Annotated in this window: 14 protein-coding genes; 5 read left to right on the top strand and 9 right to left on the bottom strand. The window is 68.9% G+C overall.

The annotated features are described in order from the left end of the window. Positions 1–10: 10 nt before the first annotated feature. The 3 genes from ACYVN4_RS05160 to ACYVN4_RS05150 all read right to left on the bottom strand — a co-directional run bounded on the left by ACYVN4_RS05160 (position 11) and on the right by ACYVN4_RS05150 (position 15,689). Entirely contained in the window at positions 11–13,384 is a 13,374-nt protein-coding gene (locus ACYVN4_RS05160; protein ID WP_460718056.1) for an amino acid adenylation domain-containing protein, read from the bottom strand. Between the two features lie 10 nt (positions 13,385–13,394). Continuing rightward, a complete protein-coding gene (locus ACYVN4_RS05155; protein WP_460718055.1) occupies positions 13,395–14,105 on the bottom strand; it encodes a DUF6875 domain-containing protein in 711 nt (236 codons plus the stop codon). 192 nt (positions 14,106–14,297) lie between these two features. Continuing rightward, complete coding sequence (locus tag ACYVN4_RS05150; protein WP_460718054.1) at positions 14,298–15,689, bottom strand: glycine--tRNA ligase; 1,392 nt, start codon at positions 15,687–15,689, stop codon at positions 14,298–14,300. A 208-nt stretch (positions 15,690–15,897) separates the two neighbouring features. Here ACYVN4_RS05150 and ACYVN4_RS05145 point away from each other — a divergent pair, with 208 nt between their 5' ends. The 3 genes from ACYVN4_RS05145 (at position 15,898) to ACYVN4_RS05135 (ending at position 17,726) form a co-directional block, all read left to right on the top strand. Further along, positions 15,898–16,818 (top strand): hypothetical protein, encoded by a 921-nt coding sequence (locus ACYVN4_RS05145; protein ID WP_460718053.1) that lies wholly within the window; start codon positions 15,898–15,900, stop codon positions 16,816–16,818. A gap of 98 nt (positions 16,819–16,916) precedes the next feature. After that, on the top strand, positions 16,917–17,312 hold the full coding sequence (locus tag ACYVN4_RS05140) for an ArsR/SmtB family transcription factor (protein ID WP_379365650.1): 396 nt from the start codon (positions 16,917–16,919) through the stop codon (positions 17,310–17,312). Between the two features lie 3 nt (positions 17,313–17,315). Next, on the top strand, positions 17,316–17,726 hold the full coding sequence (locus ACYVN4_RS05135) for a Fur family transcriptional regulator (RefSeq protein ID WP_452400909.1): 411 nt from the start codon (positions 17,316–17,318) through the stop codon (positions 17,724–17,726). Between the two features lie 58 nt (positions 17,727–17,784). Here ACYVN4_RS05135 and ACYVN4_RS05130 read toward each other — a convergent pair whose 3' ends face one another. Continuing rightward, positions 17,785–18,777 (bottom strand): hypothetical protein, encoded by a 993-nt coding sequence (locus ACYVN4_RS05130; protein WP_460718052.1) that lies wholly within the window; start codon positions 18,775–18,777, stop codon positions 17,785–17,787. A 118-nt stretch (positions 18,778–18,895) separates the two neighbouring features. On the opposite strand from ACYVN4_RS05130, the gene ACYVN4_RS05125 reads away from it, so the two are divergent. Next, complete coding sequence (locus ACYVN4_RS05125; protein WP_460718051.1) at positions 18,896–19,525, top strand: TetR/AcrR family transcriptional regulator; 630 nt, start codon at positions 18,896–18,898, stop codon at positions 19,523–19,525. A gap of 26 nt (positions 19,526–19,551) precedes the next feature. Here ACYVN4_RS05125 and ACYVN4_RS05120 read toward each other — a convergent pair whose 3' ends face one another. From ACYVN4_RS05120 to ACYVN4_RS05100, 5 genes are all read right to left on the bottom strand, one after another. Then, the gene (locus ACYVN4_RS05120; RefSeq protein ID WP_460718050.1) at positions 19,552–19,965 is read right to left on the bottom strand and encodes a hypothetical protein; all 414 of its coding nucleotides are present in this window, start codon (positions 19,963–19,965) and stop codon (positions 19,552–19,554) included. Further along, positions 19,962–20,786, bottom strand: coding sequence for an isoprenyl transferase (locus ACYVN4_RS05115; RefSeq protein WP_460718049.1), 825 nt, complete (start codon positions 20,784–20,786; stop codon positions 19,962–19,964). The genes ACYVN4_RS05120 and ACYVN4_RS05115 overlap by 4 nt, the downstream gene beginning before the upstream one ends. 77 nt (positions 20,787–20,863) lie before the next feature. Then, positions 20,864–22,063: an arylsulfotransferase family protein gene (locus ACYVN4_RS05110; RefSeq protein WP_460718048.1), complete on the bottom strand. Its 1,200-nt coding sequence runs from the start codon at positions 22,061–22,063 to the stop codon at positions 20,864–20,866. A 97-nt stretch (positions 22,064–22,160) separates the two neighbouring features. Further along, positions 22,161–22,976: a DNA repair protein RecO gene (gene recO / locus ACYVN4_RS05105; protein WP_460718047.1), complete on the bottom strand. Its 816-nt coding sequence runs from the start codon at positions 22,974–22,976 to the stop codon at positions 22,161–22,163. Positions 22,977–23,080: 104 nt separating this feature from the next. Then, positions 23,081–23,221 carry a hypothetical protein gene (locus ACYVN4_RS05100; protein WP_460718046.1) on the bottom strand — a complete coding sequence of 47 codons (141 nt, stop codon included), beginning with the start codon at positions 23,219–23,221 and terminating at the stop codon, positions 23,081–23,083. Positions 23,222–23,479: 258 nt separating this feature from the next. Here ACYVN4_RS05100 and ACYVN4_RS05095 point away from each other — a divergent pair, with 258 nt between their 5' ends. Continuing rightward, complete coding sequence (locus tag ACYVN4_RS05095; protein ID WP_460718045.1) at positions 23,480–24,889, top strand: amidase; 1,410 nt, start codon at positions 23,480–23,482, stop codon at positions 24,887–24,889. Positions 24,890–24,940: the final 51 nt, after the last annotated feature.

Below are 24,940 nucleotides of genomic sequence, written 5' to 3'. Positions count from 1 at the left end.
AGGTGGGGACTCAGCGGTGGAGGTAGGAGTTGACGGCGGGGCCGATCAGGGCCAGCGCCTCGGCGGTGATCATCTCGTTGTGGCCGTAGGGCAGCGGCCGGTCGTGGATCGCTCCGGCAATGTAGGGCCGCCAGGTGGTGACGTTCGGATTGGGGTCGGGGTTGTAGGCCGCGGCAAAGAACAGCAGCTCCCCGTCGAACACCTCGTGCGGGTGGGCGGCGATCTGCCGCAGCAGATGCCGCAGGTCACCGTAGAAGTTCTCCAGATCCGTTGCGGTGAAACTGATTCCACTCGCCTGCAGCAGTTCGGCGGCCTGCGCGGGAGTGAGGTGTTCGAGTTCGGGCGGGATGTCGAGACCGCCGAACTCCGACAGCAGCATCGACAGCGGCGGCAGCGCGCTGTCATCCGGCACGGCGACGTCGGCCCGCGAATCGATCATGATCAGCGCCGGTACCTCCGCACCGCGGCGGCGCAATTCGACGGCCATGGCGTGCGCCAGCGGGCCGCCCGCCGAATAGCCGAGCAGGTGGTAGGGGCCGTCGGGCTGCACCCGGCGGATCTCCTCCACATACCGCAGCGCGAGCTCGCGCACGGTGCGGTCGGCGGTGCCGCCGTCGGTGACGCCCGGCGACTGGATCCCGTAGATCGGGTGCTCGCCATCGATGTGCTGCACCAACCCGCCGTAGCACCACGCCAATCCGATGGCCGGGTGCACGCAGAACAGGGCCGGCGCCTCGCCTTGCGGCCGCATGGGCAGCAGCACCCGCATGGCCGGATCGATATCGACCTGGGTGGCGGCCTCGGTGAGGCGGCGCGCCAGCGCGGCGGGCGTCGGGTCGAGGAACATCCATTGCAGCGGCATGGGCAGGCCGGTGGTCTCGCGCACCTGGGTGACGAGACGGACCGCGCCCATGGAGTTGCCGCCGATATCGAAGAAGTTGTCGTCCACGCCGATGCGCGGGGTGTCCAGGACGGCTTCGAACGCGGCCACCAGGGTGTGTTCCGCCTCGGTGCGGGCCGGGCGGTAGACGCGGCGGGCCGGGCGGGGGTTCACCGCGGGTGTCGGCTCGTCGTGGGGATTCACCGTGAGCGCGGGCACACTCGCCTCGACGGTGCCGACGGCCGCCGAGGGATCGGCACTCAGCGCATCCAGGAGCACGAGGAAGCCGTCCACCATGGCGGCTGCGGTGGCACGGTCGAACAGGTCGGTGGCGAAGGTGAGGGAGGCGGTCAGGCCCGCCGGTTCACCGGCGTCGCCGAACTGTTCGGCCAGCATCCATTCGAGATCGAACTTGGAACCGGGAGCGGGTGCGGCCAGCGGGCGAATCTCCAGGCCGGGCAGCGAGGTTCGCTCGGTCTGCACGTTCTGGAAGGCCAACAGCACCTGGAACAGCGGGTGATGGGCGGTGGAGCGGGTGGGGGCGAGCGCCTCCACCAGGCGTTCGAACGGCAGGTCCAGATTGCCGTAGACGGCCAGATCGGCCCGCCGGACGGCGTCGACGGTCGCGGCGAAGTCGGCGGCGGGATCGACCTGTGTGCGCAGCACGACGGTGTTGACGAACATGCCGACGAGGTCGTCGAATTCGCCGTCACCGCGTCCGGCCACCACCGAGCCGAGGGCGATGTCGGTGCGGCCGGACCAGCGCGCCAGCAAGATCGCCAGGGCGGCGTGGACCACCATGAACGGGCTCGCGCCGTGACCGCGGGACAGCAGTTGGATGCGGTCGTGAACCGTTGCGGGAATGGTGAATTCGATGCGGTCGCCGGTTCCGCTGGGCAGGGTCGGACGCGAGCGATCGGTGGGCAGCGAGTGCACCTCGGGCAGGCCGGACAGCGTGGTGCGCCAGAAGTCCAGCTGCCGGTTGGCGAGGCTGTCCGGATCGTCGTCGGAGCCCAGCAATTCGTGCTGCCAGAGGGCGTAGTCGGCGTACTGCAACGGCAGCGGAATCCATTCCGGTGTCACCCCGGCCGCCCGGGCAGCGAAGGCGTACATGACATCTCGAGCCAGCGGAGCCATGGACCAGCCATCGGCTGCGATGTGATGCACGGCGAGCGCAAGGATGGTCCGGTCGGGCCCCGCGTGCAGCACGCACACCCGCAGCGGGGTCTCGCGGCGGATGTCGAAACCCTGTGACAGCTGGGCGATCAGGGCATCGCCGACCTCGTCCGGGGTCACGACGAGTTCGATGATCGGCGTGGAACCCGAGGTCGCCGGGAGGATTTCCTGATACGGCAACCCGTCCGGGCCGACCGGATAGATCGTCCGCAACGTCTCGTGCCGCGCCACCACCTCGTCGATCGCGGCCCGCAGCACCGAAACATCCAGTGCGCCGGTGATTTCGAATGCACCGGGGATGTTGTAGAGCGGCGAGCCGGGGTCATAGCGGTTGAGGAACCACATGCGTTGCTGTGCCGCCGAGAGCGGAATCCGGGCCGGACGCGGACGCGGGCCCGGACGGGGACGATCCGAGGCGCCACCCGAGGCGACGAGAGCGGCCAGCTCGGCCACCGTTGGCGCGTCGAAGAGTGCACGGACCGCGACGGCCACGCCCAGTGCGGAACTCAATCGCGCGACGACGCGGGTCGCGATGAGCGAATTGCCGCCCAGGGCGAAGAAATCGTCCTCGCGCCAGACCTCGTCGATGCCGAGCACTTCGGCGAACGCCGCCGCCACCGCGGTCTCCACCGGCCCTTCGGGCGGCTGCCGATCACCGGCCGCCTGCTGGGGCGCGGGCAGCGCGTCCAGGTCCAGCTTGCCATTGGCGGTGCGCGGCAGCTCGGCGAGCACCATGATCGCCGACGGCACCATGTAGGACGGGAGTCGTTGCGACGCTGCCTTCTTCAGCATCGACGGCTGCGGATCGGCGCCCGGCGCGGCAACCACGTAGGCGGCGAGCAGCCCGCCGCGCGCATCCTCGCGGACCACCGCGACAGCCCGCGCGACCGACGGTTCGGCGGTCAGCGCGGCCTCGACATCGCCGAGTTCGATGCGCAGGCCGCGCAGTTTGACCTGGGTGTCGGTGCGGCCCAGGTACTCCAGGTCGCCGCCGCGGCTGCGCACCAGATCACCGGTGCGGTACATGCGGTCGCCGGTGCCGTGCGGGTCGGCCACGAACCGGGTCGCGGTCAGCTCGAAACGACCGAAATAGCCTCGCGCCAAGCCGATTCCGGACAGATAGAGTTCGCCGATCACGCCGTCGGGGACCGGGCGCAGCCGGTCGTCGAGCACCAGGGCCCGCATGCCGGGGGCGGGGCGGCCGATGGTGATCGGCGCCCCCGGGCGCAGTGGCGCCCCGGCGGCCCAGACCGTGGCCTCGGTCGGGCCATAGTCGTTGAAGTGCTCGCGGCCCTCCGCCGCCCAGGCGGCGACCAGTTCGGGCGGGCAGGGTTCGCCGCCGGTCACGATCAGGCGCAGGTCGTCGAGTCCTGACGGATCGACCGTGGACAGCGCCGAGGGGGTCAGGGCGATATGCGAAACCCGTTGGCGGGCCAGCAGTTCCCCGAGGTCGGGTCCGGCGAACACGGTGGGCGGCGCGATCACCAGGGTGGCGGCCGCACCCACCGCCATCAGCAGCTCGACCACCGAGGCGTCGAAACTCGGTGAGGCGACGTGCAGGACCCGGGAATCCCGGGTGATGCGGTCCCGTTCCCGCTGGGCCGCGGCGAGATTGGCCAGACCGGCGTGCGACACCACCACACCCTTGGGTGCGCCCGTGGATCCCGAGGTGAAGATCACGTACGCCGGATGAGCTGTGTCCCTGACGATGTCGCGAATCGCGATCGGGAACTCGTCCCGGACGTCGTCCACGCACCACCAGTCCACGGTGCCGGGCAGCCGATCGCGCTGTGCGGTGACGGTCAAGCCCAGGCATACCCCGGAGACATCGATGATGCGGGCGATGCGCTCGGGCGGGTAGGCGGGGTCCACGGGCACGAAGGCGGCTCCGGTGCGCGCCACCGCCCACACCGCCAGCACCGATTCGATCGATCGCGGAATACCGACGGCCACCAGCGATTCCGGACCGGCACCGGCCGCTGTCAACCGGCGCGCCAGATGTTCGGCCCGGGCGTCGAGTTCGCGATAGGTCAGCCGCCGGTCACCGCACACCACCGCGATGCCGTCGGGGTTGGCAGCGACCGCGTCGGCCATCAGCTCGGCGAGTGTGCGTGGCGCGGTGACGGCTTCGACGGTGCCGTGCACCCGCTGACGCTCGGCGGCGGTCAGCAGGTCGAGATCGCCTACCGGCGTGGTGGATTCGGCAATGCCCTCGGCCAGCACCCGCACCAGACGTTCGGTGAGATTCGCGATCGTCGACGCGTCGAACAGATCGGTGGCGTAGCAGCAGCGCAGTTCCATACCCGCGGTGTCACCGATGACGGTGAGGCTCATGTCGAAACGGCTGCTGGTCTGCGGCAGGTCCAGCGGTGACACGGTCAGTTCGGGCAACTCCAGTTCCGGCATGGCCAGGTTCTGGAACACCAGCATGACCTGAACCAGCGGATGTCGCGACGGCGAGCGGGCCGGGGCCAGCACCTCGACGAGGCGCTCGAACGGCACGTCGGCGCGTTCGAAGGCGGCCAGATCGGTGTCCCGCACCCGGTCCAGCAGCTCGCCGAAACCCTCACCCGGGCGAATGCCGGTGCGCAGCACCAGCGTATTGACGAACATGCCAACCAGGTCGTCGAGTTCGCGGACGCCGCGGCCCGCGACCGGCGTCCCGATCACCACGTCGCCGCTGCCGCCGAGCCGGGCCAGCACTACCGCCAGGGCCGCGTGCACCACCATGAACGGCGTCGCCCGATGCGTGCGCGCACAGCGCTCGATCGCGGCCGTCAGCTCACGATCCACGCGGGCAACGTGTTCCGCGGCGCGATGCGAGGCCCGGGCCGGGCGGGGTCGATCGGTCGGCAATTCCAGGTGATCGGGAACGCCCGCCAGCGCCTGCGTCCAGTACCGCACCTGTTGCGCCGCGAGCGACTCCGCATCGTCCTCCGAGCCGAGCCGATCCCGCTGCCACAGTGTGTAATCCGCGTACTGCACCGGCAGCGGCTCCCACACGGGAACCGTCCCCGTCGCCTGTGTCGCATACGCGGCGGCCACATCCCGCGTCAGCGGAGCCATCGAGAACCCGTCCGTCGCAATATGATGCGCGACCAGGACGACCACATGCTCCGCGCCCGGCTCGACCCGGAATACCCGCACGCGCAACGGAACTGCGGCGGTGACGTCGAAACCACGGCCGATCGTGTCCGTGACCATCTCGACCAGCCGGTCGGGTGCGACCGGAACCGGAGTCAGATCCAGTTCGACGTCTGCGGCGTCGAGCACGCGTTGCATGCCCACGCCGTCGATGTCCGGGTAGACGGTGCGAAGGGTCTCGTGCCGATCGATCACGTCAAGCAGCGCGGCGCGCAGGGCCGCGTGATCCAGGTGGCCCGAAAGCCGCAGTGCCACCGGCACGTTATAGGCCGGGGAGGCGGGATCGTAGCGGTTGACGAACCACATGCGCTGCTGCGCCGGGGACAGTGGGATCAGGTCGGGGCGCTCGGCACGAACCAGGGCCGGACCGGACGCATCGGCATCGGCGGCCGCGAGCCGTAGGGCCAGATCGGCAACCACCGGGGCCTCGAAGATCAGCCGCACCGGGACCGCGTGACCGAGATGCGCTGCCAAGCGGGCGGATACCCGCGTGGCGATCAGTGAATCGCCGCCGAGGGCGAAGAAGTCGTCGCGCGCACCGACCCGGTTCAGCCCGAGGACCTCGGCGAAGGTCTGCGCGATCACCTCCTCGGGACCCGTCGGGGCAATGTATTCCGCCCGTTCCAGTTGCGGTTCCGGCAGTGCGCGCAGATCCACCTTGCCGCTGGCGGTCAGGGGCAGTTCCGGAAGCACCTGGAGGCTCGCGGGCATCAGGTAGCGCGGCAGCCGACTGGAAGCCCACGCCAGCAAATCCAGGACCGGAACCGGGGAACGGAGTGAGACATACGAGCACAGGGTCATCGCCCCGGCAGGATTTCGACGCGCGACGGTCACCGCGGCGTCGATCAGCTCATGGGTCGACAACACGGCATCGACCTCGCCCGGCTCCACCCGGATCCCGCGAATCTTCACCTGGAAGTCGCTGCGGCCGACGTACTCGAAACCTGCTGCGGTGCAGCGCATGAGGTCACCGGTGCGGTACATCCGCTGCCCGGCGGCGAACGGGTCGGCCACGAACCGGCTCGCGGAAAGCCCTGCACGACCTGCATATCCACGCGCCAACCCCGGGCCACGCACATACAGCTCACCGACCGCGCCGGGCGGCACCGGCCGCAGCCAGCCGTCCAGCACCAGCAACATCGTGCCGGGCACCGGCGTGCCGAGCAGCGTGGAGGTATCGGCAGTCATCGAATCACCGAAGCTTGCGGCGATGGTGGCTTCCGCCGGTCCGTACGAATTCACCAGTGCGCGGCCCACTCCCAGCCGGGTAACCAGTACGGGCGGGCAGGGCTCACCGCCCATCACGACGGTTCGCACACTCTGCAGATCGGCCGCGTCGAGGGTGGCGAGGACGCTGGGTGTGCAGGTCATATGGGTGGCCGCACTCGCCCGCAGCGCGGCGGCCAACTCCGCCCCGGCGCTCGCCTCGGGCGGCGCGACGACCAGGGTCGCACCGGTCGCGAAGGCTGACATCCACACCAGCACGGCAGCGTCGAAAGCCGGGTTGAGGCAATGCATGACGCGCGAGTCACGCGCGACTCCCCCGCGCTCGGCCGTGGCCGCCACCATGTTCGCCAGCCCGGTGTGCGAGACCACGACGCCCTTCGGCGTACCGGTGGAGCCCGAGGTGAACACCACATACGCCGCATGTTCGGGGCGCAGCGGCACCGCTCGATCGGCGTCGGTCACCGGATCGGCCGACAGGGTGGCACATTCGGCGACCAGCACCGCATCATCGATACGTATCCACTCCACTCTGCCGGGCAGATCCGCGACCTCAGCCGTCGTGATCCCCAGCACCGCACCGCATTCGGCTGCCATGAGGGCGGTCCGTGCGGCCGGTTGCGTCACATCCACCGGCACGAACGCCGCACCGCTCTTCGCGATCGCCCACACCGCCACCATGGCGTCGACCGATCGCGGCAAGGCCACCAGCACGGCGCCTTCCGGCCCCGCTCCGGCTGTGATCAGCCTCCGCGCCAGGCAGTTCGAGGCCAGGTCAAGCTCGCCGTAGCTCATCACCGAGCCCGGATCATGAGCGCCGAGGACAGCCGGGGCCTCCGGTGAACCGGTGGCGGTCAACAGGTCCGGGAGCAGGCGGACCGGGCGAGCGGGTGGGCCGGTGCGGATCGCGAGGAGGTTGTCGGGGTCGGTGCCGTGCAGCCGGGTGATGCGACGGGCCGGGTCGCCGGTGAGAGCGACGAGCAGGCGGGAGAGAGCGGCCGCAAGCTCATCGGCCTGCTGCGCGTCGACGTGGCGGGGGGAGCGGGTGAGTTCCAGGCGGAGGCCGTTATTGGCGTAGGCGGCCAGGGAGAGGGGGTAATGGGTGCCGTCGTGGGCGCGCAGGGCGGTGACCGTGAGGTCGGCCTGGCGGGTGGCGGCGGTGAGGGTGGCGGCGTCGACGGGGTAGGACTCGAAGACGGTGGCGGTGTCGAACAGGGGGCCGAGGCCGGTGATCGACTGGATCTCGTCGAGACCCACGTGCTGGTGCTCGGCGAGCACGGCTTGCTCGCGTTGCACCCGCGTCAGCAGGTCGGCGACGGACTCGGCGGGGTCGAGCGCGATGCGCACCGGCACCGTGTTCACCAGCATGCCGACCAGACGTTCGGCACCGAGCAGTTCCGGGGGGCGACCCGAAACCGTTGCACCGAACACGATGTCGGTGGAACCGGTCTGCTCGGCCAGCAGCAGCGCCCAGGCCACCTGCACCAGGGTGTTGACGGTGACCTGGCAGGACGCGGCCGTGCGGCGCAGAGCGGCGGGCAGGTCGTCGGGCAGCGACACCGCATGCGGGACAGGGGCAGCGGGGGCGTCCGCGCGGGGAGCTGTCGGCGCGATCAAGGTCGGGCCGTCCACCCCGGCTAGAGACCCCGCCCACGCGGCGCGGGCACTCTGCGCGTCGCGGCCCGCCAGCCACTCCAGATGACTACGGAACGGGACCGGCGGCGCGAATCCAGTGTCGTCGCCGTGGGTTTCGTAGAGGCCGATAAGCTCGGCGAACAGCAGCGGCATCGACCAGCCATCGAGAATCAGATGATGGTTGGTGATAACCAGCCGCAGCCGCCGCTCCCCCGCCGCGAGGCACAGGAATCGAATCAGCGGCGGCGCGTCGACCGCGAAGGGGACGGCGAATTCGGCGGCGGCCAGCACGTCGAGTTCCGCGTCCGTGGCGCCGAACACCTCACGGTAGGTGCACGGCACTGTGACCTGCGCCGGAATCACCTGCACCGCACCGGTATCCGAGGCGACGAACCCGGCGCGCAGCACATCGTGGCGACGCAGCAGCGCCGCGACGGCAGCCGTCAGCCGGTCACGATCGAGGTCGGCCTCGATATCGATCACCGCTTGCACCGAGTAGCCGTCCGGCCCGCCCTCGGCCAGCTGCGCCTGGAACAGTAGCCCGCGCTGCAACGGCGTCAATGGCCACGCATCGGCCAATCGGCCGAAATTCCTTTCCCACGAGTCGATTTCCGGCTGCGTCGCGCTCAGCAGCGGCAGATCCGCGGGCGTGAGCCCACCCGCGTCCGGCCGCCCGACCAACTCGGCGATCTCCCCGATGGCCGCAAGCCATTCCCGCGCCAGCGCTTCCACGTCTGCGGCCGCGACCGCCTTCGACGCGAACTGCCACACCGCGCGAATCCGCGGCCCCTCCTCGGACTCCAGCGTCACCGCATCCACCGAAATCACCGCCGCCAGAGGCATTTCCGGATCCGCGTGACCACCCAGCCGATCCCCTACCGACACCGGCAGCCAGTCACCCACCACCGCTACGTCGGGAATCTGCCCGAGATAGTTGAACCCGATCTGCGGCTCCGGTAGTGCAGCCAGCACCCGCTCGGTCTCCGGATTCAGGTGCCGCAGCAGCCCGTATCCGAACCCGCCTCGGGGCACGGACCGCACGTGCTCCTTGATCGTTTTCAGGGCTGTCTCGACGGTCCGGGCCGCGACAGGTCCCAGCCGTAGCGGCACCGGCGCGGTGAACCACCCCACCGTGTGCGACAGATCGGCCCCCGGCACCGCGACCTCATCGCGGCCGTGCCGCTCCACCGCGACCACCGTTGCTTCGTCCGTCGCGTGCGCGTCTCCGCGCCAGCGCGCCAACGCCAGCGCCAATGCCGCCAGCAGCGCATCCTCGACCCCGCACCGGTAGGTGGCCGCCACCCGTGAGAGCAACGCCGCCGAAACCTGGTCCGGCACCTCGATATCCAGCCGCCCGGCCGTCCGCCGGGTATCCACGGCCGGATCAAGCCTGCGCCGCCCGACGAGCGCGTCCGCGGCCAGCACATCCCGCCAGTACCCGAGCTCGCTCACCGGCCACTCGGCGCCGGCCGGATCCGTGACCACCGGTGTCGCCAGGGCAGCCAGGGCATAGGACCAGGTGCGCACGGAGGTGCCGGTGTGCTCGAGGGTGGGGTGCACCCCCGAGGCGACCTGCGCCCACGCGGACATCAAGTCGGGCAGCAGGATTCGCCAGGAGACGGCGTCGCAGGCCAGGTGATGGATCGCGATGGCCAGGCGACCTGAGCGCTCCGGGCCGGCATCCAGCCAGGTCAGCGCGAGCATGACGCCCGCACGCGGGTCCAGCCGGTCCACGGCCGAGGCCAGGGCACGGTCGATCGCGGTCTCGGAGATCACGTTCGGCGACAGCCGATCCGACGGCACGGCCAGGCTCGGCAGATCGATCGTGGTGCACGGAATCCGGGTAAGCAGGCTCGTGGGGTCGGTGAGATGCGTTGGGGGAACTTCCAGTTGGAAGCCTTCCTCGGTCTCGATCACGCGGGCACGGAGCATCTCGTGCCGGTCGAGCAGTGCCGTCATGGTGTGCAGCAGTGCCGCCGGTTCCGCGCCGATCGGGACCTGCACCACCATGGATTGGGCGAAATGCTCCCAGCCCGGACGCTGCAACAGCCATGCCGCGATGGGGGTGAGCGGCATCCGGCCGACACCCCCGCCCGGCAGTTCGGACAGCAGCTGCGGTCGGTCCTGCACACGGTGCACGACCGCGGCAAGTGCTGCGGGAGTGCGGTGTTCGAACACCTCGCGAGCGGAGAACACCAGTCCGGCGGCGCGGGCCCGCGAGACCAGCGTGATCGCCATGATCGAGTCACCGCCGAGGGCGAAGAACGATGTGTCGGGACCGACCTCGTCGGTGCCGAGGATCTCGGCGAACAAGGTGCACAGCAGCCGTTCGGTCTCCGTTGCCGCGGCACGGCCGTGCACCGGTTGCGCCACCGTGGGTTCCGGGAGCGCGCGGCGATCCACCTTGCCGTTCGCGGTGAGCGGGAGCGCACCCAGCACGGTCACCGTGCCCGGCACCATGTACGGCGGCAGCCGACGCCCGGCATGATCGAGCAGCTCGGGCTCGGCGAGATCGTGACCGGCGTGCGGGACCACGTAGGCGGCCAACACGGTACCGCCGTTGGCCGCCGGACGCGCCACCGTCACCGCGATCTCCACGCCCGGATGCGTGTTCAGGACGGCGTCGATCTCCCCCAGCTCGATGCGCATGCCGCGCAGCTTGACCTGGAAATCACCGCGGCCCACATACTCGAGCACGCCATTCTCGGTCCAGCGCACCAGATCACCGGTGCGGTACATGCGCGACCCGGCCGGACCCGTGGTCGCAGGCACGAATCGGTCGGCGGTCAGCCCCGGACGCCCGACATAACCGCGGGCCACCCCCGGACCGGTCACATACAGCTCCCCGGCCATCCCGATCGGCACCGGCCGCAGCCAGCGGTCCAGCACCAGCATGCCCGCCCCGGGAATGGGGTCGCCGATTCCGGCATTCTCACCCGGCACCAGCCCCCCGGTGTAGGTGACCGCGACCGTGGTCTCGCTGGGCCCGTACGAATTGAGCAGGTCACGCCCGATCCCGAAGCGCGCCACGATATCCGGCGGCGTGGGCTCCCCACCGGAGGACACGGCGCGCACACCGTCGAGCGCGTCCGGCTCCAGCGTGGCCAGCACCGCGGGCGTCGAGCACACCTGCGTGATGCCGTAATCCCGGACCAGACCGGCCAATTCGGCCCCGACCACGGGATCGGATTCGGCCACGACCAGGGTCGTGCCCGAGGCGAACGCCATCAGCCACTCCAGCACCGAGGCATCGAAACTCGGGTTCAGGCACTGCAATACCCGCGCTCCGGGCCGCACGCGGTATGCCTCCACGATCGCGGCGGCCAGTCCCGCGAGTCCGGCGTGGGACACCATCACGCCCTTGGGCACACCCGTCGACCCGGAGGTGAACACCACATACGCCGGATTCGACAGCCGTGCCCGACCGCGCCGTTCGTCCGCGGTCAGCGGCTGATCCGACGGCTCGATCGCCCGCATCGGAGCATCCGTGCGCAACAGCTCGTCGAGCGTGAGCCAACGCACCGAATCCGGTAGCGACCCCGTCGATTCCGCGAAGGTCAGGCCGAGCGTCGCACCCGCCTCCGCGGCGATGCGCGCCACCCGGTCGGCGGGCAGCGCGGCACCCAGCGGCACGAACGCGGCCCCGGTCTTGGCCACCGCCCACAACGCCACCATCGCCTCGATCGAGCGGGGAAGTGCGAGCAGCACCGTCGATTCCGGCCCTATCGCGGGGACGTCCGCTGACTCGTCCCGCCCGCCGAGCGCTGCTCCACGTGCGGATCCCGTGCCGCCCGCGCGCAAGATCCTGCGTGCCAGGCGATTCGACAGCGCGTCGAGCTCGCCGTAGGTCAACTGCCGCTCCCGGCCGATGACCGCGACCGCATCGGGCCCAGCCCGGCGGAGGCCCGCGGCCAGGATGTCCGGCAGCAGCCGGGGTTCCGGCGCAGCCTTGCCGTGTGTGCCCGCCAGCACGGACTTCTCGTCCGCCACCACGTAATCCAGTGCCGCGACCGGTGTTTCGGCATCGGCGTCCAGCAGCGAATCCAGCAGCGCGAGGAAGCGTCGGTGATGCCTGCGCAGCGAATCCTCGTCGTACAGGCGGGGATTCGCGGCGAAGTCGACGTGGATCGGGGCGTCCGCGCCATGTTGGTAGAAGTTGACGAACAGGTCCTCGATCGGCCCGGACGTCAGCACGTGCAGGCTGGATTCCACACCCGCGAAATCGATTCCGGCCGGGAACAGCATGATGTTGATGACCGGCCCGACCATGCCGCGCCCGAACTCGTCACGCGCACCATCACCGCGCATGTCCTCGTAGCGGAACCGCTGATGCCGCAACGCTCCCGAGGCAGCCACCCGCACGGCATCGAGCACTTCCCCGACCCGGCCGCCGCGCGGCACCGGCACCCGCAGCGGCACCACATTGGCGATCATGCCGCCCGAACGCCGCAGCACCGCCGTGGTGCGCCCGGACACCGGCAGGCTCAGCACCACGTCCTCGGTGGCGGTCAGCCGCGCGTAGTAGAGCGCGACCGCGGCCATCACCACGCCCGCCGAGCTGGAGTCGAAGCGGCGGGCCGCGGCATCGAGCCGTGCGGCCATCGCCTCCCCCAGCTGGGCGCGCGCCTCACGGCCCAGGGCGCTCGCGGGCGCGGTGGCCGCGACCAGGCTGCAGCGGTCGGGCAGACCCGCGGCGGCCTCGCGCCAGTAGTGCTCGTCGGTGGCGTACCGGGAGGATTCCCGGTACGCCAACTCCGCCTCGTGCACCTCCCACAGGGAGGCCGCGGTGCCGGGAGGCGCCGTTTGCCCGCGCACCGCGGCGTTGTACAGCTCGGCGACCCGGTAGAGCATGGTCACCGAACCGAATCCATCGATGAGGATGTGGTGAGCTCTGGTGTACCACAGGTGATGGGACTCCCCGACCCGGATCACCGTAGATATCCCTGTGAGCTCGCCGAGCATGTCGATCGGCGCCGCCACATCTCCGCGCATCCAGTCCAGCGCATCTGAAACCGGGTCGGTCCGGTCCCGGAAATCCAGGAATCCGATGACCGGTTCGGTCCCCGTCCGGACGAACTGCCACGGCCGCCCGTCGACCTCGGCGAAATGCAGTACACCGGAACCGAATTCACGCCCCGCTTGCGCCGCCACCCGCCGCAACACCGCGACGTCCAGCGGTCCGCGCATCTCGATGTACTGGGCTTCCGACAGCGGCACCGCCGGATCCAGTTGCTGCGCAAGCCACATCCCCGACTGCGCCGGGGAGAGCGGGAAGGCGTTCTCGGACAGAGCGACGGAACGGGCCGTCTCGAGTTCGCGCGTCATAACGCACTGCCTAACTGCTGGTCGAGCAGGATTCGTCGGCCGGCGCCACCTCGTAGGCGGGCACCCAGGAGGCGGGGCGAGATGTCAAGCGCCCCACCATGACCGAACGCACATGAGCCGGGAGCATCGGTGCGAACTTGCGCACATACGCATCGGCCCATTCCGGTTTGTCGAGCAGGAACGGGAAATCGGTCGTCATCATGCTGCGCACCACCAACATCGGCATCGGTGCGTCCAACGGCCGAAACTCCTTGTTCCACAAGCCCGGCTGATCGCAGCCCGGATAAAACTGCCCGAACATGGTTCCGCGTTCGACGAACTTGCTCTTGAATTCGTCATGGATTTCGTCGATCAGCGTATAATCCTTCAAATTAGGAAATACAGTGATCAGTGCGCGCAACACGGAGGTCGAACTACCGTTCCCCGTGGGCAGTTCGGGATAAACCTCCAATGCGTCCCGGATGATGGCGCGCACCCACATCGGTCGCGGCTCCACGGCGGGGACCTGTGCCAACCAGAGCAGATCCCGCCGCATCGACGGCTTGACATACGGGCAAACCGGCCCGTCGCGGCCCAGTTCGTCACTGGGTCGGGTCAGAAAGGAATCAGCCCAAGATCGAAAAGCCGCCACCGTCGACCTGGCAGCTGGACAAGATGATCCGGTGTCCCCCAATGAGACCCATTGCAGCCCCGAGCGGGGGCCGATAACACGCTCGCTCATGACTCACCTCGGATGCTCGAGCTGCGGCGCAAGAAGGCACCGCTGCCCATATATATAAATAGTGCTCCGGTCATGGGCCGTTAACACGAGTAGTGGCATACCCAATTTCGCTACAGCGCCCCGAATTTCGGGGGCACGGAAATAAGAAAAGACCGGTCAGGCATTGACCGGTCTTTCCTATGAAGCGTGGGTTCAGGCGCCGATGAGGCGGGTAGCCAGGTAGCCCTCTACTTGATCAAGAGCGACACGCTCCTGAGCCATCGAGTCCCGCTCACGGACCGTGACAGCCTGGTCCTCCAGCGTGTCGAAGTCGACCGTGATGCAGAACGGGGTGCCGATCTCGTCCTGGCGACGGTAGCGGCGGCCGATAGCCCCGGCATCGTCGAAGTCCACGTTCCAGTTGCGGCGCAGCTGCGCCGCCAGGTCCTTGGCCTTCGGCGAAAGGTCCGCATTGCGCGACAGCGGCAGGACAGCCGCCTTGACGGGCGCGAGCCGCGGATCCAGGCGCAGCGAGACACGAGTTTCCATCGTGCCCTTGGCCGTCGGCACCTGCTCCTCGTAGTAGGCGTCCACCAGGAACGCCATCAGCGAACGGGTCAGACCGGCCGCGGGCTCGATCACGAACGGGGTGTAGCGCTCCCCGGTCTGCTGATCGAAGTAGATCAGGTCCTTGCCCGAATGCTCGGAATGAGTCTTCAGGTCGAAGTCGGTGCGGTTGGCGACGCCCTCGAGCTCACCCCACTCGCTGCCCGCGAAGCGGAAGCGGTACTCGATATCCACCGTGCGGGTGGAGTAGTGCGAGAGCTTCTCCTTCGGGTGCTCGAACAGCCGCAGGTTCTCCGGATCGATACCCAGGTCGGTGTACCAGGCCATGCGAGTGTCGATCCAGTACTGGTGCCACTGCTCGTCCTCGCCCGGCTTGACGAAGAACTCCATCTCCATCTGCTCGAACTCACGAGTACGGAAGATGAAGTTGCCCGGCGTGATCTCGTTGCGGAACGACTTGCCGATCTGCGCGATGCCGAACGGCGGCTTCTTGCGCGCGGTGGTGGCGACATTGTCGTAGTTCACGAAGATGCCCTGCGCGGTCTCCGGGCGCAGGTAGTGCATGCCGTCTTCGGACTCGACCGGGCCCAGGTAGGTCTTCAGCATCATGTTGAAGTCCTTGGGCTCGGTCCACTGGCCGACCGTGCCGCAGTCCGGGCAGACGATCTTGTCCATCGGCACCGAGTCCGGATCGTCGATCTTGTTCTTCTCGGCGTACGCCTCCTGCAGGTGGTCCTGCCGGTGCCGCTTGTGGCAGTTGAGGCATTCCACCAGCGGGTCGTTGAACACCGCGACGTGGCCCGAGGCCACCCACACCTGACGCGGCAGGATGATCGACGAGTCGAGACCGACCACGTCGTCGCGGCTGGTCACCATGGACCGCCACCACTGCCGCTTGATGTTCTCCTTGAGCTCGACGCCCAGCGGACCGTAATCCCAGGCCGACCTCGTTCCGCCGTAAATCTCACCGCTCGGGTACACGAGACCCCGACGCTTGGCGAGATTGGCGACGGTGTCCACCTTCGACTTGGGTGCCACTTGAACAGTTCTCCATCCGTGTCCGGAAGATTGCAAAGGATTCCCATCAGCCTATCGGTCCGGGGCAATCGAGTTTGCACCCAGTGCCCCTACAAGCTGGGGGATGCCGTCGCGCGCATGCCTGCGGAATAGTAGGAACGGCGGCACCGGTCGGTACGCCGACCGATCGGTGCCGCAGCCACACCACGGCACGACGGGGGTCGGTGCGATGAGGGATTTCCCAGGGCAGTTCGACGACGACTGGGCACGCCGAGCCGAACGCCGCGCCCGCCGCGCCCATCGACTCAGACCCTGGATCGCGGGGACGCTCTGGGTGGGCGGGGTACTCGGGCTGCTGTTCGGCGGCGGCTATCTACTCTCCCGCTTCGACACCTCGGCGGACGGATCCGGTGGGAACGTGTCGCCGACGGTGAACCAGATCGCACACGTCGACCCGAAACACCCCTTCGACAACACACCCTCGGCCACCTGGCAGGAGGGTGCGGCCGGGATCCAGCCGCCCGCCGCGACCCCGGTGGGATGCTTCTCCGCCGACACCGTGGCCGCGACCATGGATCGGGCCAAGCAGTTGATCGTGGCGGCCCGGCTCGACCCGCACGTGCTGGAAACCTATGACGCCGAACCGGTTCTGCAGCTGCTGGCACAGGGGCAGGTTTCGGAGCTGCGCAACAAGACACTCACGCCCGGCAACGAGGCGCACAACTGGTGGCTGAGTTCGAAACTGGCGCACGGCTATCCATTGCTGCCCGTCTCGCCCCGGGTGGACGGCAGCATGACGGCAGCCCAGAACGACAAGGGCGAGTTGGCGATTCACACCGATTACCTGATCGCCTACGCCTTCGCCGCACCGCCCGGCCGCAACTACACGGCCCTGGACATCGTCGCCGTGGTCCGGGAACAGGTGGAATACGACTGGGTCCAGGATTCGAGCTACGACGACGCCTCCCAGGGCATGTGGTTCGGCGAGATCAAGGGCTTCGCCTACTCGGTCAACTGCCAGATCTACGACCAGGGCTATCTCGCGCCCGACTACAGCAATCCGACATTGGCCGCTACGGGCCCCGATCCGCACCGGCCCGAGTACTATTTCGACCCCACGGTCCCGATACCGCAGAGCAACAACTGCTGAAACTCCGGCAACCGATGCGGCGACGCGCCGACTCCGTGTTTGACATGCGTACACATGCATATAAGAATGGCATCGGTTTCCAATAAGGAGTTGGTTCGATGACCACGGACAGCGGTGCACCCCTGCGGCGCTCGCACGTCGCGACCGAGGCTCCGGCCGCGATCCCCCACGACCCGTACCCGTACCGGTCACCACAGCCGCCGGCCGTGCCCACCCGCACCATTCTGGACTCCGCCGGAGAACTACTACGCGCGCTGGCCGCCCCGGTGCGCATCGCGATCGTGCTGCAGCTACGCGAATCACCGCGCTGCGTGCACGAACTCGTCGACACCCTCGGGGTGACCCAGCCGCTGATCAGTCAGCACCTACGGATCCTCAAGTCCGCGGGCGTGGTGCGCGGTGAGCGCACCGGACGCGAAGTCATCTACGAGCTCGTCGACGAGCATCTCGCGCACATCGTCATCGACGCCGTCGCGCACGCCGAGGAAGGGTGAGCCGTGGGAACGACCGAGAAGACCGTCGGGGTCCGCAGCACCCGCCAGCGCAGCGCCATCGCCGCACTGCTGGCCGACATCGACGAATTCCGCTCCGCCCAGGAGCTGCACGACGAACTCCGCAAGCGCGGTGAGGGCATCGGGCTGACCACGGTCTACCGAACCCTGCAATCGCTGGCCGACGCGGGCATGGTCGACGTGCTGCGCACCGACACCGGCGAATCGGTGTACCGGCAGTGCTCGAGCGGGCACCACCATCACCTCGTCTGCCGGCACTGCGGCCGGACCGTCGAGGTCGAGGGTCCGACCGTCGAGGCGTGGGCCGACTCCATTGCCGCCGAACACGGGTTCACCGATATCAGCCACACCATGGAGATCTTCGGCACCTGCCAAGCCTGCAGCACCAAGAGCTGACAGCGACGAAGCAGCGCGCCCCTGCGTAAAACGCAGGGGCGCGCTGCTTTTCGTGAGATCAGGTCGCGGGAACCGGTTCGACTGCCGCCGCTGCCGGTCGAGCGGTGCGCAGCATGCCGACACCGAGCAGGGCGAGAGCGGCTGCGGCCCAGCACAACAGGACCGCCAGCGGGCCGGCGATGGAGGCGTCGCCGAAGAAGGCGACCGATCGGAGCAGACTGGCCGCGGCACCGGGCGGCAGCAACTGCCCGATCGTGCCCCACGGCTTCGGCAGCAGTTCCGGCGCGGAAGTGGCTCCGGAGAACGGGTTTCCGATCAACAGCATGGCGAGCGCGGCAACCGCGATCCCCGCCCGGCCGACAGCGGCGGCGAGACCCGCCACGGTTCCGGCGACCGCGAAGGACACCAGGGCACTGATCGAGGCCATCGTCAGGTACGAGCCCGGCAGCAGATGCAGCCACCCCTGCACGACCGACATACTCAGCAGGCCACCGGCAATGGCGAAGGTTGCCAGACCGAGGGCGCGGGCGCCGAGCGACTCGACCAGCAGGCTCAACAGCACTCCCCCGGCCAGCCCGGACATCACCAGCGGCAGCACCATTGCGCCGAAGCCGGTTCCACGCGGGTCGTGCGGATCGGCGGCAACGACATCCTGGACCGGCGCGGCCTGCACCCCGCCCAACTGCTGCGCGAATCCCGTGAGCTGCTGAGCCACAATCGGACTCGCCGCCGAAGCGATCAGCACCCGCGGCTGACCGTCGGTCAGGATGGCCCCGTACACGTCCCGGCTCGCGATGGCGTCGCGCGCCGCGGATTCATCGGCGACGGTACGAATATCTAATCCGCCCGGCTCACGGGCATTCAGCTGCTGCGCAACCGCACTCGCCTGCGGCCCGCTGACCGCGATGGGCAGATCACGGGGCGCGATGCGGGCGGCGGGCCAGGCGAAGGCGATGAGCATGAGGGCTTGGATGGCGGCCGCCGCGAGACCCAGCGCGACCGCGCGGCGGGCGACGTTCGAGAGCCGCCGAGGGGCATCAATTGTGTTCATGACCGTGGCATTCATGACCGTTCCAAAGAAAATCGGAGGTTCGTTCTCTTTTGTTGGGACAAGGCTGACATCGGGCTGTCAGCTTGTCAAGAACGGATATTCGTTTTACTTTGGGCGCATGCCCAGAGTCAGCGAGGAACACCTGGAACGCCGTCGGCAGCAGATCCTCGATGCCGCCCAGACCTGCTTCGCCCGCAAGGGTTTGCACGCCACCACCATGCAGGACGTCTTCGCCGAATCCGGGCTCTCCGCGGGGGCGGTGTACCGCTACTTCAAGTCCAAGAACGACATCATCGAGGCGCTGGTCACCGAGGCCACCGTGGATCTGCGCGACGCCCTCAGCGAGGCCGTCTACAGCGATCCGCTGCCCACTCCCCCGGATCTGGTCCGGATCATGAGCGAGGCCATCATGCGGCTGAGCGCTCCCGGCGGACCGGTCCACATCATCCCGCAGGCGTGGGCACTGGCCCTCACCGACGCGAATATCGCCGACTACGTCCGCACCAATATCCTCGGCATCCGCCGCCTCTGGTTCGACTACGCCAACCGCATGCGCGACGTCGGCTGGCTCCCGCCCGACGCCGACACCGACGCCGTCGGCAAGATCTTCCTCGGCCTGCTGCCGGGCTTCATCCTGCAGCACCTGATCCTCGGCGACGCCGACCCGGAGACCTTCGCCCGCGGCATCGCCGAGATCCTGCCCGACTACCGCCGGGCCGCCGCGGCAGCCGAATCCGCCCCCGCCTGAACATCATTCAGCGAGGGCGAGCACTTCTACGGCAGCAGCAGGCCCTGCCGGGCACGGCCGGCGCCGGAAAGGGCCAGCAGGATGATGGTGGCCAGCGGCTCGTCCTCGAGACCGGCGGCGGGGAAGGTGTAGCGCAGGATGATGTCGGCCTGCTTGTCCCGGGACACCAGGGTGAGGGTGCCGAACTGCAGTGCGGCATTGCGTTCGGCAACGCGCTTGTGCAACTGCGGCTTCAGCGGGCGATCCCAGGCCAGGATGCACATGAGCGCCAGCACGTCGAGTCCCGGCGACAGATTCACGCCGCGCAGCGAGCACAGCGCGCCCTCGTATTCGAAACCGAGGCCGCCGTTCTCCTCGGCCACCGCCGCCACGCCGTAGCGCAGCAGCACGGCGCGGGTGCGCTCCTGCAGTTCCTCGGCCGGAGTGAGCTGGTCGGTCATTTGACACCTCCGAAACGGCGGTCACGCTTGGCGTACTCCAGGCAGGCATCCCAGAGGTTGCGGCGATCGAAATCGGGGAAAAGCGTTTGCTGGTAGACGAATTCGGCGTACGCGGACTGCCAGATCAGGAAGTTGGAGCTGCGCAGCTCACCGGAGGGACGGAGGAACAGGTCCACATCCGGCATATCGGGTTCGTCGAGATAGCGGGCGACGGTGGCCTCGGTGACCTTCTCCGGATCCAGCTCCCCGGCAGCCACCAGACGCGCGATTTCCCGTGCGGCATCGGCGATCTCGGCGCGGCCACCGTAGTTGACGCACATGGTGAGGGTCATCACCGTATTGTCCTGCGTCAACTCCTCGGCGACTCCCAATTCCTTGATCACGCTGCGCCACAGGCGCGGTCGGCGTCCCGCCCAGCGCACCCGCACGCCCATTTCGTGCATCTCGTCACGACGGCGGCGGATCACGTCGCGGTTGAAGCCCATCAGGAAGCGGACCTCGTCCGGGCTGCGCTTCCAGTTCTCGGTGGAGAAGGCGTAGGCCGACAGCCACCTCACGCCGATCTCGATGCAGCCCTCGACGGTGTCCATGAGCACCGCCTCGCCGCGCTCGTGGCCCGCGGTGCGCGGCAGTCCCCGGTCCTGAGCCCAGCGCCCGTTGCCGTCCATCACCAGCGCCACGTGCCTGGGCACGAACTCCGCCGGAATGGCGGGCGGCTTCGCCCCCGAGGGGTGCGGCGACGGCGGCCGCACAACGCGCGGCCCGGCCGACGACTCACGCTGCTCAGTAGAAGACTTCCGAGTACCGATCACGCCCACCATCCTGCCCGACGCGCCTCAGCGTCGAACGCCACCCACACCATTCCCCCGGGACCTCCACATTTCCTCCACTCGGGCGCTCAGCCCGGGAAGGTGTCGAGGTAGACGCGGTAGGTGCCGAAGGGGAGAGCGGCGTCGTAGACGAGGTCGCCGGAAGGGGTGAATTCGGAGATTCGGGGAGTCATGCCCCAACTGACGAGGGTGTCGCCGTTGGCGAGGGATTCGGCATTGCCCATGGCGGGGGTGACCAGGCCGTCGGGGTGCTGCTGATTGCGGATCAGGGTGGCGGTCTTGGCGACCGGATCGATGTGGATCCATTCCACGCTCGACTTGCCGCGCGATTCCACGCCGCTGGAGTTGTTGTTGAACAGGCGCAGGGTGGTGGCGTCGGCGAATTCGGCGTCGTGCTGGAAGGCGAACTGCACATCCGGATCGGCGGCCAGGGTCGGGTGCTTGCCGCCGAGCTGCCAGCGGATGTCCCCGGTGCTCGGGTCGACATCGTAGACAGCCGCCGTATTGCGCAGGGAGACAACCAGATTCCCGGACGGATCCAGGCTGATCGAGTTCATGTGATACGGGTCGTAGACGTCACCGTTGATCTTGCCGTTCGTCTCCGACTCGCTCAGCGGCACGTGCTCGGCCGCGCTCCAGCGGAACAGCTGCTTGCCGGTGGCGACGTCGATGACGAGGGCGACGGTGTCGAACATCTTGCCGTCCGCCGGGCCGCCGATCGCGGTGAGATCGGCGTCGACCTGCGGGTACGAGGTCAGCAGGGCGTGTCCGTCAGGGGTGAGCCGGAATTCGTGGACATCGGCTCCCGCGCCGCCCGGATCGACGGTCGCGAGGACGTTGAAGTTCTCGTCCGCGATGATCCCGACGCCGGACCCGTGCCCGGCCACCGTGCTGCCCTGCCACCAGGTCAGCACCTTGCGGCCCTGGTAGATCTGGGTGCGGAAGTTCGAAACGTCCTGTCCCGCAGGCGGTTCGTAGCGCTTGATCTCCTTGCCGGAGCGGTCGGCGATGACATTCGCGGGGCGGCCGCCCGGCAGCACCTGCGCCACCGTCCCGAGGCCCGGAACGAGGGCCGCCGCGCTGACACCGGTGGTGTAGTACAGGTATCCGTCGGCCACACCGGGCTTGTCGACCCGCACCGAATAGGTGAGTCCGCCGAAGGGGGAACTCGGCAGGATCGGGTCGGCGACCGCGGTGGCGGCGAGGAGGGCGGAGGCGGTGAGGGCGGCGGCCAGCGGGGCGGCCAGGCGAGCGGAGGGGACGGACACGCCGTGAACTTTAGGTCAGCTAACGTTCGAGGTCGCTGTATCGAATCTCACTGATCCTGAACGCCGTTCGCGCGCCCGCTCACCGAGACTCACAGGGTCAGCCGATGGCGGCCGTGGCACGTCCCACCGGCTCGTGGGCCCGCTCCGCCGCCTCGCGCTCCCGCTCGATCGCCTCGTGCGGGCGGGTGCGCTCGATCAGCGGCAGGGTGCGCAGCTGACGTTCCAGATGCCACTGCAGATGCGCCGCGATGAGACCGCTGGCCTGACGGCGATGCGTGTCGGGCACCGCGGCGACCCCGGACCAGTCGCCACGCTCGAGCGCACACAGATGATCGAGCACGCCGAGCATCGGGGTGGCCGCGCCGGGCGGGCGACAGTGCACACACACCGCACCACCCGCGGCGACATGGAAGGCGCGGTGCGGGCCGGGGGTGGCGCAGCGGGCACAGTCGGCGAGCGCCGGGGCCCAGCCCGCGAAACCCATGGCGCGCAACAGGAATGCGTCGAGAATCAGTTCGTGCGGCTGCCGGGCGAGAGCAATGGCACGCAGCGCGCCCGCGGTAAGAGTGTGCAGTCCGGGCGCCGGGGCACCCTCCTCACCCGCCAACCGCTCGGCGGTCTCGAGCACCGCGCAGGCCGTGGTGTAGCGGCCGTAATCCGCGACGATGTCGGCGGCGAACGTCTCGACCGTATGCACCTGGGTGACGGTGTCGAGATTGCGCCCCGGATGCAACTGCACATCCACATAGGCGAACGGCTCCAACCGAGCCCCGAACTTCGACCGGGTCCGCCGCACCCCCTTGGCGACCGCCCGCACCAACCCGTGCTGCCGGGTCAGCAACGTGACAATGCGGTCCGCCTCGCCCAGCTTGTGCTGGCGCAACACCACCGCATGATCCCGATACAACCGCACCGCAACAGTCTTGCACGCGCAACCGACCACACGACGCCGAGTCACCGGGCGTGTGCCGATTAGAACTTCATTGGCCCGCGATTGGCGACGCCCCCGATGCTCATCTAGCCACCGAGGCAGCAGTTCCGGACAACCAGCGCACCGGAGGAACCCATGACCCGTCGCACGCCTTCCCCCAATTCCCGCTGGGCAGCCATGCCGTCCGCCCCACGCTCGATGCGGCGCACCCGCCCGAGCTCCGCCAACCCGACCACCCCGGCGACCCCGGCGGCTCACGCCCACGACACGACCCTCCCGATATACCGCTGCCGACGCGGTTGATCAGTCGTGCATCCGCGATCCGGCCCTGGGTGGGCCGGATCGTCCGACACATCGGCCGCGTCCTGCCCGCGATGCCGATGAGGCGTGATCGGCCACTGCCCGGCCGATCACGCCGTCCGGCGTTGGACGTGTGACCAGAATCGCGCTAGGTTACCCACGGGTACGGAAGAGACGGGATTCACATGACGATGGCGTCGGTCGGCGAACTCGGGTTGGCGGAGCTTGCAGCGGCATTGGCGGAGGGCAAGGTCAGCTCGGTGGAGGCTACGGCGACCGTGCTGGATCGGATCGAGGCGAGTCAGGCGGGGCTCAATGCGTTTCGGATCGTGCGGCGGGCGGAGGCGCTGGCCGAGGCTGCCGAGGCGGATCGCAAACTCGCTGCCGGGCAACGGGATCCGCTGCTGGGGGTGCCGCTGGCCATCAAGGATGACACCGATCTGGCGGGGACGCCTACCGCCTTCGGCTGTGGCGGTGAGTTCCCGGTGAAAACCGAAGACGCCGAATCGGTTCGGCGGCTGCGCGCGGCGGGGGCCGTGATCGTCGGCAAGACCAATACCTGTGAGCTGGGGCAGTTGCCGTTCACCAGCGCTGACAGCTTCGGGCACACCCGCAATCCGTGGAGCGCCGAGCACACCCCGGGCGGCTCGTCCGGCGGTTCCGGCGCGGCCGTGGCGGCCGGATTGGTGCCCGCCGCACTGGGTTCCGACGGCGCGGGCTCGGTGCGCATTCCCGCCGCCTGGAACAACCTGGTCGGCATCAAACCGCAGCGCGGCCGCATCTCCACCTGGCCGCTGCCGGAAGCCTTCTACGGCCTCACCGTGAACGGCCCGCTCGCCCGCACCGTCGCCGACGCCGCCCTCCTGCTGGACACCGCCGCCGGACCGCATCCCGGCGACCTGCACACCCCGCCCGCCGTCCGCGTCTCCGACGCCGTCGGCCGCGACCCGGGCCGCCTGCGCATCGCCTTGTCGCTGCGAATCCCGTTCACCGCCACCAAGACCGAACTGGATCGCGAGGTCGAGGCCCGCGTCCACGCCACCGCGAACACGCTGCGCCGCCTCGGCCACGAAGTAGTCATCGCCGACGTCCACTACGGCGTCCTCGCGGGCGCGAGCTTCCTGCCCCGCTCCCTCACCGGCGTCAACCAGGCCCTGCGCCGACTGCCCGGCGCCCAGGTCGACCCCCGCACCACCCACAACGCTGCCGTCGGCCGCCTGCTCTCCCCACTGCTGTTCGCCGCCCGCCAGGCAGAACCGTTGCTGCGCACGCGAATCGGCCGTATCTTCAACGACTTCGACGTGGTCCTGGCCCCCACCACGGCCACCCCGCCCCCGGGCGTCACCGAGATCGACGGCATCGGCAACTGGGCCACCGACGAACTCATCACCGCCGCCTGCCCCTACACCTGGCCCTGGAACGTCCTGGGCTGGCCCGCGGTGAATGTCCCCTCCGGCTTCACCGCCACCGGCCTCCCCGTCGGCTCCCAACTGATGGGCCCGGCCAACTCCGAACCCCTCCTAGTTTCCGTTGCATCCCAACTGGAATCGGAATTGCAGTGGCACAAGACCCGACCGACCCCGTGGTGGCCCTGACCACTACACCGAAATGACGAGACGCCCCTCCGGAATCCGGAAGGGCGTCTT

Source organism: Nocardia heshunensis, from assembly GCF_054782115.1.
This window is presented reverse-complemented; position numbering and strand designations above follow the sequence as displayed.

Coding starts and splice junctions, on each gene's coding strand:
- ACYVN4_RS05160 (WP_460718056.1), bottom strand. CDS start 13,384: ATGACGCGCGAACTCGAGACGGCCCGTTCCGTCGCTCTGTCCGAGAAC.
- ACYVN4_RS05155 (WP_460718055.1), bottom strand. CDS start 14,105: ATGAGCGAGCGTGTTATCGGCCCCCGCTCGGGGCTGCAATGGGTCTCA.
- ACYVN4_RS05145 (WP_460718053.1), top strand. CDS start 15,898: ATGAGGGATTTCCCAGGGCAGTTCGACGACGACTGGGCACGCCGAGCC.
- ACYVN4_RS05140 (WP_379365650.1), top strand. CDS start 16,917: ATGACCACGGACAGCGGTGCACCCCTGCGGCGCTCGCACGTCGCGACC.
- ACYVN4_RS05130 (WP_460718052.1), bottom strand. CDS start 18,777: ATGAACACAATTGATGCCCCTCGGCGGCTCTCGAACGTCGCCCGCCGC.
- ACYVN4_RS05125 (WP_460718051.1), top strand. CDS start 18,896: ATGCCCAGAGTCAGCGAGGAACACCTGGAACGCCGTCGGCAGCAGATC.
- ACYVN4_RS05120 (WP_460718050.1), bottom strand. CDS start 19,965: ATGACCGACCAGCTCACTCCGGCCGAGGAACTGCAGGAGCGCACCCGC.
- ACYVN4_RS05115 (WP_460718049.1), bottom strand. CDS start 20,786: ATGGTGGGCGTGATCGGTACTCGGAAGTCTTCTACTGAGCAGCGTGAG.
- ACYVN4_RS05095 (WP_460718045.1), top strand. CDS start 23,480: ATGACGATGGCGTCGGTCGGCGAACTCGGGTTGGCGGAGCTTGCAGCG.